Annotated in this window: 10 protein-coding genes; 3 read left to right on the forward strand and 7 right to left on the reverse strand. The window is 72.9% G+C overall.

The window, feature by feature from the left end:
- Positions 1-102: 102 nt before the first annotated feature.
- Positions 103-744 carry a GTP cyclohydrolase II gene (locus ADL15_RS03110; protein WP_067684937.1) on the reverse strand — a complete coding sequence of 214 codons (642 nt, stop codon included), beginning with the start codon at positions 742-744 and terminating at the stop codon, positions 103-105.
- 86 nt (positions 745-830) lie between these two features.
- Between ADL15_RS03110 and ADL15_RS03115 the strand changes: the two genes are divergently transcribed.
- A complete protein-coding gene (locus ADL15_RS03115; protein WP_067684939.1) occupies positions 831-1,523 on the forward strand; it encodes a RibD family protein in 693 nt (230 codons plus the stop codon).
- A 17-nt stretch (positions 1,524-1,540) separates the two neighbouring features.
- Here the strand turns inward: ADL15_RS03115 and ADL15_RS03120 are convergent, their stop codons facing one another.
- The 5 genes from ADL15_RS03120 to ADL15_RS03140 are packed head-to-tail and all read right to left on the reverse strand — an operon-like array spanning position 1,541 to position 5,897.
- The gene (locus ADL15_RS03120) at positions 1,541-2,668 is read right to left on the reverse strand and encodes a lysylphosphatidylglycerol synthase transmembrane domain-containing protein (protein WP_394326906.1); all 1,128 of its coding nucleotides are present in this window, start codon (positions 2,666-2,668) and stop codon (positions 1,541-1,543) included.
- 38 nt (positions 2,669-2,706) lie between these two features.
- On the reverse strand, positions 2,707-3,471 hold the full coding sequence (locus tag ADL15_RS03125; RefSeq protein WP_067684941.1) for a class I SAM-dependent methyltransferase: 765 nt from the start codon (positions 3,469-3,471) through the stop codon (positions 2,707-2,709).
- Positions 3,468-4,529: a glycosyltransferase family 4 protein gene (locus ADL15_RS03130; protein ID WP_198170488.1), complete on the reverse strand. Its 1,062-nt coding sequence runs from the start codon at positions 4,527-4,529 to the stop codon at positions 3,468-3,470. The genes ADL15_RS03125 and ADL15_RS03130 overlap by 4 nt, the downstream gene beginning before the upstream one ends.
- Entirely contained in the window at positions 4,526-4,927 is a 402-nt protein-coding gene (locus tag ADL15_RS03135) for a 6-pyruvoyl trahydropterin synthase family protein (protein WP_067684942.1), read from the reverse strand. The genes ADL15_RS03130 and ADL15_RS03135 overlap by 4 nt, the downstream gene beginning before the upstream one ends.
- Before the next feature lie 58 nt (positions 4,928-4,985).
- Entirely contained in the window at positions 4,986-5,897 is a 912-nt protein-coding gene (locus ADL15_RS03140; protein WP_232343869.1) for a zinc-dependent alcohol dehydrogenase, read from the reverse strand.
- A gap of 143 nt (positions 5,898-6,040) precedes the next feature.
- Between ADL15_RS03140 and ADL15_RS03145 the strand changes: the two genes are divergently transcribed.
- A complete protein-coding gene (locus ADL15_RS03145) occupies positions 6,041-6,808 on the forward strand; it encodes a CDP-alcohol phosphatidyltransferase family protein (protein WP_232343870.1) in 768 nt (255 codons plus the stop codon).
- A 38-nt stretch (positions 6,809-6,846) separates the two neighbouring features.
- Here ADL15_RS03145 and ADL15_RS03150 read toward each other — a convergent pair whose 3' ends face one another.
- Positions 6,847-7,731: an ABC transporter substrate-binding protein gene (locus ADL15_RS03150; protein WP_067684947.1), complete on the reverse strand. Its 885-nt coding sequence runs from the start codon at positions 7,729-7,731 to the stop codon at positions 6,847-6,849.
- Positions 7,732-7,886: 155 nt separating this feature from the next.
- Here ADL15_RS03150 and ADL15_RS03155 point away from each other — a divergent pair, with 155 nt between their 5' ends.
- Positions 7,887-8,498: an HAAS signaling domain-containing protein gene (locus ADL15_RS03155; protein ID WP_067684949.1), complete on the forward strand. Its 612-nt coding sequence runs from the start codon at positions 7,887-7,889 to the stop codon at positions 8,496-8,498.
- Positions 8,499-8,774: the final 276 nt, after the last annotated feature.

Genomic DNA, 8,774 nt, shown 5'->3' on the forward strand with positions numbered 1-8,774 from the left:
CATGCCATCGTGCCGGAAATGCCGCCAGGAGGAGCCCCGGCGTCACCCCGCCGGGAGGAGCCCGGCGTCACCCTGCCAGGTGCCGCCAGGCGCAGCCCGGCGTCACTCCGCCAGGGGCAGTTCGATGGTGTGTGACGTGTGCGACGCCTTGGTGCGCAGGTAGCGGACGTTGGCCGCCGACACGTGCACCCCGGTCGGGATCCGCTGGGTCACCTCGATGCCCAGCTCGTCCAGCTGCAGCGCCTTGTCCGGGTTGTTGCTGAGCAGCCGGATCCGGTCGACGCCGACGGCGAGGAGCATCTGCGCGGCGGCGGTGTAGTCCCGCTCGTCCTCGCCCCGGCCCAGCGCCAGGTTCGCCTGGTACGTGTCCAGCCCGTCGTCCTGCAGGGCGTACGCGTCGAGTTTGGCGTAGAGCCCGATGCCGCGGCCCTCCTGGCGCAGGTAGAGCAGGAAACCGCCCTGCTCGGTGATCCGCTCGGCGGCCTCGCGCAACTGCGGGCCGCAGTCGCAGCGCTGGCTGCCGAACACGTCACCGGTCAGGCACTCGCTGTGCGGCCGGACCAGCGGCGCCCGGCCGCCGGCCGCCGACTTGGTCAGCGCACGCCGCCAGTCACCCAGGCCCAGCGCCAGGTGCTCACGGCCGTCTGCCAGCCCGTCGAACGTCATCACCTGGGCAGTAGTGGCGTATCCGTCGGAAAACCGCAGCGGTACGGTCACCTGACGCCGGACGGTGGCCATTGACATCGGTCCTCCTCATTTTTCATGACGCCGTGGCAGAGGCAATGCCCGAAGATCGGTCGCCGCACACCGCGGATTATCGTGGACGCACGATGGCTGAGCGTCCTTACACCTTGTTGAGTTGCGGCATGTCGATCGACGGTTACCTCGACGACACCACCGAGGAGCGGCTGCTCCTCTCGAACGACGCGGATTTCGACCGCGTCGACGAGGAGCGCGCCGGGTGCGACGCGATCCTGGTCGGCGCGACGACGATCCGCCAGGACAACCCCCGCCTGCTGGTCCGCTCGGAGCGGCGCCGCGCGGCGCGGGTGGCCCGCGGCACGGCGGCGAACCCGGTCAAGGTGACCGTCACCGGGCGCGGCGACCTGGATCCGGACGCCGCGTTCTTCACCACCGGCGAGTCGGCGAAGCTGGTCTACTGCGCCACCGCGAGCGTGGCCGGTGCGCGCGACCGGCTCGGCGCGGTGGCCACCGTGGTCGACGGCGGCGACCCGGTCGACGTCCACCTGGTCAGTGCCGACCTGGCCGCGCGAGGGGTGCGCCGGCTGATGGTCGAGGGTGGCGGCAGCATGCACACCCAGTTCCTCACCCGCGACCTCGCGGACGAGTTGCAGCTGGTGGTGGCGCCGTTCTTCGTCGGTGACTCGCGGGCGCCGCGGTTCGTGCACGACGGCGCCTTCCCGGCGGGCCCGAAGAACCGCGCCCGGCTGGCCGAGGTCCGCCAGATCGGCGACGTGGTCCTGCTCCGATACGCGCTCTCGGACCGCTTCGACGAGGGCTGACCCGGCGGGCTGCTCGGTCAAGCCGAGGCCCCCGCCGGCTGGCGCACGGTGGTCCGGCGGATCCGGACCGGCTCGGGCGTGGAGATGACGACGGCGGGGGAGACCGGCGCGGTCGCCCGTACCCGGAAGTCGGTCTGCACCGCGACCTCCAGGATCGCCTCGGCCACCGGCTGGTCCGGCGTGGCCACCGGCCGCCGGGCCTTCCGCACCGCACGGACCACGACCACGACCAGGCCCGGCGCCGCCGCCACGAAGGCACAGATCCCGTACGCCACGGCGATCGTCACGCCCTGCTCGGCGCTCAGCCCGGCCGCACCGAACGCCCAGGCCAGCACGCCCTCGCGGGGGCCCCAGCCGCCCACGTTCAGCGGGATGCCCATGGCCAGCAGTGCGAGCAGCAGCATCGGGGCCAGGGTCAGCAGCGAGGCGCCGTTACCGGCCACCCGCGCCGCGACCAGGAAGGTCGCCAGGTGACCGGCCAGCACCATGGCCGAGGCGAACAGCACACCCGGCCAGTTGCGGCGGGCCAGCAGACCGGAGCGGATCTCCGCGGCGCCGGTGCGGGCCGCGCCGGCCAGCTTCGAGCCGCCGCGCTTCATTCGCCGCACGGTACCGACCACCAGCAACGTGATCGTCGCGACGATCGCGGCACCGGCCGCGACCGCGGTCCCGTGCTCGCCGATCAGGGTGAGCACCGGGGACGGCACCGAGACCAGCACCACACCGCCGACGACCAGCAGCACGACCTGTCCGGCGGTCCGTTCCAGCACCACCGCGCGGACCCCGCGGCCGACGTCGCCCTCGTCGCGGCCGTGCGAGACCGCGCGGCCGACGTCGCCGAGCACCCCGCCGGGCAGCGCCGCGTTCAGGAACAGCGCCTGGTAGTAGTCGGCGGTCGCGGCCTTCAGCGACAGCCGCATGCCCAGGCCGCGGGCGACCAGGCACCAGCGCCAGGCGCTGAGCACCGTGGTCAGCACACCGATCCCGAAGGCCAGTGCGAGCGTGCCGGCGTCGAGCACCCGCAGCCCGTCCAGGAACGCGCCGGTGCCCAGTCGCCACAGCACCAGCGCGATGATCCCGGCTCCGCCCAGCAGGCGTACCCATGCCCAGAACGATCGGCTCACTTGTCTTGTCCCCTCGTCGATCCCTCAGGGACTAGTACGCCGGACCGCCCGGACAAGGTTCACTCGAAGATCGCTAAAACATCCTTGTGCCCAACCGTGACCTCCGGCAGCGTCGCCAGGCGAGTCGCGAGATAGTCGTCGGAGCGCAGGTCAGGGTCCTGTTCGGCGGCCGCGCCGAACCAGCCGCGCAGCCACTCGGCGGTCAGCTCCGGCCGGGCCGCACCGAGCTGCCAGGCACTCTCCCGGGTGACGACCCGGGCGCCGGCCTTCTCGAACGCCGCCGTCGCGTAGTCCGGCGCGTCCGGCCCGAGCAGCACCCGGCCACCGGTCTCCCGGCGCTGGTGCGCGTTGAACGCGTCACGGACCCGCTGGTCGCGGGGGTCCTCCGGGGCGAATCGCACGTCGCCGGTGACCGAGAGCGTGAACAGCGCGTTCGTCCGGGCCTGCGCGCACACCTCGACCAGCCGGTCCACCTCGCCCGCGGTCAGCAGGTCCAGCAGTGCCGAGCAGGTGACCAGGTCGGCGCCGGCCAGGTCGTCCCGGGTGAGTGCGGTCACATTCCGCTCGTCGATGGCCGGGGTGGCGCCCTCCGGCATCCGGTCCGCGGCGATCTCGAGCAGGTCGTGGTCGAGATCGGTCAGGATCCAGGTCTGCGGGACCGGCAGCCGCGGCGCCAGCCAGCGGCTCAGCGAGCCGGTGCCGCAACCCAGGTCGCGGATCACCTTGACCGGGCGGGGCAGCAGCCCGACCAGCTCCAGGGAGCGGGCGTCGGCGTCGGCGGGCTCGCGCAGGCCCAGCCATCCGGCGCTGAATTCTCCGGTCATGCGGTTCCTTCCTCGATGTCTCTCAGAATCGTGGCCAGCCGGCGGGCGGTCTCGTCCCAGCCGGTCAGGGTTTCCCGGCGGGCGCGGGCCAGGGCCCGCCAGTCGTCGCGCAGGGCGGCGTCGGTGAGCCAGGTCCGCAGGGTCGCGGCGAGCAGGTCCGGATCCTCCGGGGGCAGCAGGCGTCCGGGCACGCCGGACCGTCCTCCGGCCTCGGCTGCGCCGAGAGCCTCGGATACCCCGCCGACGTCCGTCGCCACCACCGGGAGGCCGTGTGCCAGGGCTTCGGTCACCACCATGCCGTACGTCTCGGCCCGCGACGGGAGCACAAAAAGATCCGCATTCTCGTACGCGGCGGCCAGCGCCCCACCGGCCAGCGGCCCGGTGAAGGTGACCCGGCCGGACAGGGTGGCGGGCACCGGCGGCACCCGGCCCGCCCCGGCGAAGGTGCACTCCCAGGACCGGTCGGTGAGCTGTTCCAGCGCGGTGAGCAGCAGATCCTGGCCCTTGCGCGGGCCCAGCGACGCCACGCAGAGCAGCCGGTGGCCGGTCGGCGAGGGCGTACCCGGGGTGGCCCGGTCGACGCCGGGCGCGGCGACGTGGACCGTCGGCAGGCCGTGCATCGCCGCCACGTGCGCGCCGGCCCGGTCGCTGGTGGCGATCACCCCGGTGGCCAGGTGCAGGGCCCGGCCCTCCAGGGTGCGCAGCTCGGCGGCCTCCGCGGCGGAGAGACTGGTCTCGTCGCTGAGCGGCAGGTGCACCAGGATCACCAGGCGTAGCCGGGCCGCGTGCGGCTCCAGCACCTCGGGGACTCCGCAGCAGATCAGGCCGTCGAGCAGCACCAGGGCGCCGTCGGGGAACTCGCCGAGGACCCGGGCGAGGTGATCCCGATCGGACGCGGCCGGGCGTGGCCACCTGCCGGGGACGGTCGTCTCCCGTACCAAATCGGGGTTTTTGTCGGTCAGGTGGTTGAGGACCTCGCGGTCGTAGCGGTTGCCGCCGCTGGGTGCTGCCGGGTCGTCGACGCCGGCCGGCAGCACCGCGTAGAGCGGAGAGATCACCTCAGGGTTCGCTCGTAGCTCGCCCAGGCGATGTGCGACTCGTGCAGGGTGACCTCGAGGCCGGTCAGTCCGGTGGCGCCGGGGCCGAGCTCGCCGGCGCCGATCCGGACGGCCAGCCGGTCGGCGATCAGCTTCGCCAGGAACTCGGTGGACGTGTTGACGCCGGCGAACTCCGGGTCGTCGTCGAGGTTCTGGTAGCTCAGGCTGCCGCAGATGGCGTGCAGCTTCTCGCTGGCCAGGCCGATGTCGACGACGATGTTGTCCTGGTCCAGCTCCGGGCGGCGGAACGTGGCGTCGACCACGAAGGTCGCGCCGTGCAGCCGCTGCGCGGGTCCGAAGACCTCGCCGGAGAAGCTGTGCGCGATCATGATGTGGTCCCGGACGGTGACGCTGAACAAGGGCTTACTCCTCGGGTCGTGGATCTGCAGTGCACTACGGGTACCCGGAGCGGGAAGATCAATTCCCATCCGGGTAGTCGATCACGTGGCAGAGCGCGGGCAGGCTGCCGTCGGAGAGCCGGGGCAACAGCTCCGGCAGCTGGGCAAAATCGGACCGGCCGGTGATCAACGCGTCGAACCGGTCATCGCGCAGCAGCCGCAGAGCCAGACCCAGCCTTTCCGCGTACGACCGGCCGCGCTGCGGGGCGATCCCGCCGACCTGGCTGCTCCGGATGGTCAGCCGCCGGGAGTGGAAACCCTCGCCGAGCCGCAACGGGACCTCGCGGTCGCCGTACCAGCTCAGCTCGACCACGGTGCCCTCGGTGCGGAGCAGCTCGAGGCTCCGGGACAGCCCGGCCGGCGACGCGCTCGCGTGGATCACCAGGTCCCGCTCCTCGCGGGCGTGCTCGGGCAGCGCGAAGTCGACACCGAGCGCGTCGGCGACCGCGCGGCGGGCCGGGTCGGCGTCGACCAGCTGCACGTCCGCGCCCGGATAGCCGGCCAGGACGGCGGCCACCGACGAGCCGACCATGCCGCCGCCGACCACGCTGATCCGGTCGCCGAGCTGCGGGGCGGCGTCCCAGATCGCGTTCACCGCGGTCTCCACGGTGCCGGTCAGCACGGCGCGGGCGGCGGGCACCCCGTCCGGGACGACGGTCACGCTCGCGGCCGGGACCACGTACCGGGTCTGGTGGGGGAACAGGCAGAACACGGTACGGCCGAGCAGGTGCGCGGGGCCGGCCTCGACCACGCCGACGTTCAGGTAGCCGTACTTCACCGGCGCCGGGAAGTCACCGGCCTGGAACGGCGCGCGCATCGTCGCCCACTGGTTCTCCGGCACCCGGCCCTGGAACACCAGCGTCTCGGTGCCCCGGCTCACGCCGGAGTGCAGGGTGCGCACCATCACCTCGTCCGAACCGGGATCCGGCACCTGTTCCGTGCGTATCTCCCCCGATCCGGGGGAAGCCAACCAAAAGGCACTCGCGTCGAACACGAACCAACTCCTCTGAACCGAAAGTCCCCGGCAAGCGTGTGTGTGGGGGACAGCGGTTAACCCTAAGTCCAGGAGGCACGGTGACCACCAGTACCGCCACGACCCCGTCCCGGGCGCCGATGACCGGATTCGCGGCCCAGGTGCTGCTCATCGCCCTGCTCGCCCTGACCGCCGGGCTGACGCTGGGCGGCGGGATCGCCGGGATCACGTACGGCGTGGTGCTCTGCGGCCTGCTCGGCATGGCCCTGCAGCGTTCCGGGATGACGTTCCTCGGCTGGGCGAACCTGGTCACCTTCAGCCGGGCGATCCTGGCCGGCGGGGTGACCGCGCTGGTCACCAGCTCGGTGCTGGGCCACCCGGTGCCGGTCTGGCTGCTGGTCACGATCGCGACCGTGGCGCTGGCCATGGACGGGGTGGACGGGCAGGTGGCCCGGCGCACCGGGACCACCTCGGAGCTGGGCGCGCGCTTCGACATGGAGGTGGACGCGTTCCTGATCCTGGTGCTCAGCGTCTATGCCGCTGTCACTTACGGCTGGTGGGCCCTCGCGATCGGCATTTTCCGGTACGCCTTCGTGGCGGCCTCGTGGGCGCTGCCCTGGCTGAACGCCGCGCTGCCGCCGAAGTTCTCCCGCAAGGTGGTCGCCGCCCAGCAGGGCATCCTGCTCGTGGTGGTGGCGTCCGGGCTGCTGCCCTTCTGGGCCGGTGCCGGGGTCCTGGCCGTGGCGCTGGGCTCGCTGACCTGGTCGTTCGGGCGGGACATCGCGTGGCTGCACAAGGCGTCGCAGGTGCGGGCGGCGGCGCAGACCCGCTGGTCGTCGTCGCATCGCGAGCCGGTCCTCGCGCGCTGACTGTTCTATCGGACCCGCTTCCTGCCGGATCCGCTTTCCTATCGGACGCGCTGGACAGTCCCCGGGCGTGCTGAGGGGACCGCGCCGGGGTGCAGGATCGCGGCGATCGCCTCGACACCGTCGATCAGCCGCGGGCCCGGGCGGACCACCAGGCCGTCCCCGTCGATCGCCCAGACCTGGGCGTCCGGGAAGTGCGGCAGCACCGCCTCGGCCTGCCGGACCGCGCCGTCCAGGTGATAACCGCACGGGGTGACCAGCACCACCTCCGGCTTCGGTGCCGCCAGCTCGGCCCAGGACACCTGCACCGACCGCTTGCCGGCCCGCGCCGCGACCGCCTCACCGCCGGCCGCCGTGATCAGATCCGGCACCCAGTGCCCACCGGTGAACGGCGGATCCACCCACTCGACGATCGCCACCCGGGGCCGGGGCCGGCCGGCCACTCCCGCCGCCACGGCGGCCAGGCGCTCCTCGAGGCCGCTGACCAGCTCGTGACCCCGGTCCGGCACGCCCGCGGCCGCGCCGACCTCGACGAACGTGGCCAGCACGTCGGCCAGGCTGTACGGGTCGAGACTCAGCACGTCGGCCCGGCACCCGAGATGGCTCAGCGCGTCGTCGACGTGCCCGGACGGCAGCGCGCACACCCGGCACAGGTCCTGGGTCAGGATCAGATCCGGGGCCAGCCCGGCGAGGGCGTCGGCGTGCAGGGTGTAGAGGTCACCGCCGGCCGCCATCTGGGTGCGCACGTAGTCGTCGATCTCGGCCGGGGTGAGGTCCCGGGTGTCCCGGCCGCCGACCACCACGGTCTTCGCGGTGCGCGCGGCGGGTGGCTCGTCACACTCGAACGTGACGCCGACCAGGTCGTCACCGAGGCCCAGGGCATAGACGATCTCGGTCGCGGAGGGGAGCAGGGAGACCAGGCGCATACCCTCATCCTGCCCTCCCGCAGCCCTGGGGCGCCTCATCCCGCCTCGGCCGAAAGTGGGATGCGGGCCGTGCGGAATACGACCTCGGTCCGATGTGCCGGGCGCTTGCGGCGACAAAGCTGACCGGTATCGCTCGAACGTCCGGGGAGACCGAGATGACGACAACCGCACTGGCCCAATCCGCGCTGGCCCGCTCCGACGAACTCGTCCTCGACTATCTGGCCGAGCTGTGGGCCGGGAGCGCCGACCTGCCACCCGACCTGCGCGACGAGCTGATGCGGACGGTGACCGACTATCTGGCGCTGCGCCACGAGCCCGGCGCCGACCCGGCCCCGGTGCTGGCCCGGTTAGGGCCGCCGGAGCAGCTCGTCGACGCCACCCGCCGTGGCTACCTGCCGCTGCACCTGCGCGTCCCGCTGCCGGCTCCGGCGCCACCCGGCCCGGCCCGGGTCTCGGTGGTCGGCGGTGCCGACTCGACGGCGATCGCGCTGCTGGTCGGCGGCACGTTCCTGATGCCGGTGATCAGCCCGGTCGCGGGCCTGCTGATCGCCACCGGGTCACCGCGCTGGTCGACCGGGCAGAAGGCGGCGGCCTGGGTGCTGACCGGCGGCACGGCAGCGTTCGCGCTGCTGATGGCGATGGCGCTGATCGGCACGGGCGCGGGCGAGGCGTTCGCGCTGTTCCTGGCGTATCTGGTCGCCTGCGGCGGCTCAGTGGTAGCAGGTCTGTCCCTGCTGATCGGCCTCCGCCACCCCGACCCCCGCTGACCCGCAGCCCCCTGCCACGGTCCTGGCCCCGGCTGGTCCTCAGGGGTGTCTCGACCGCCTCAAGACACCCCCGAGCGCCAGCCGATCACCGCCGGGGGTGGGCTGGTTTCTGGGGGTGTCTCGTGGTGTTTGAGGCACCTCTGAGCGCCAGCCGGTTGCTGCTGGGGGTGGGCTGGTTTCTGGGGGTGTCTCGATGTGGTCGAGGGACCCCTGGGGGCCAGCCGGTTGCCGGGAGTGGGTGGGTGGTCAGGGGGCGGGGGACAAGGGTTCGGCGGG

The sequence above is a fragment of the Actinoplanes awajinensis subsp. mycoplanecinus genome (genome assembly GCF_001509495.1).
Taxonomy (GTDB): domain Bacteria; phylum Actinomycetota; class Actinomycetes; order Mycobacteriales; family Micromonosporaceae; genus Actinoplanes; species Actinoplanes palleronii.

Coding starts and splice junctions, on each gene's coding strand:
- ADL15_RS03110 (WP_067684937.1), bottom strand. CDS start 744: ATGTCAATGGCCACCGTCCGGCGTCAGGTGACCGTACCGCTGCGGTTT.
- ADL15_RS03115 (WP_067684939.1), top strand. CDS start 831: ATGGCTGAGCGTCCTTACACCTTGTTGAGTTGCGGCATGTCGATCGAC.
- ADL15_RS03125 (WP_067684941.1), bottom strand. CDS start 3,471: ATGACCGGAGAATTCAGCGCCGGATGGCTGGGCCTGCGCGAGCCCGCC.
- ADL15_RS03150 (WP_067684947.1), bottom strand. CDS start 7,731: ATGCGCCTGGTCTCCCTGCTCCCCTCCGCGACCGAGATCGTCTATGCC.
- ADL15_RS03155 (WP_067684949.1), top strand. CDS start 7,887: ATGACGACAACCGCACTGGCCCAATCCGCGCTGGCCCGCTCCGACGAA.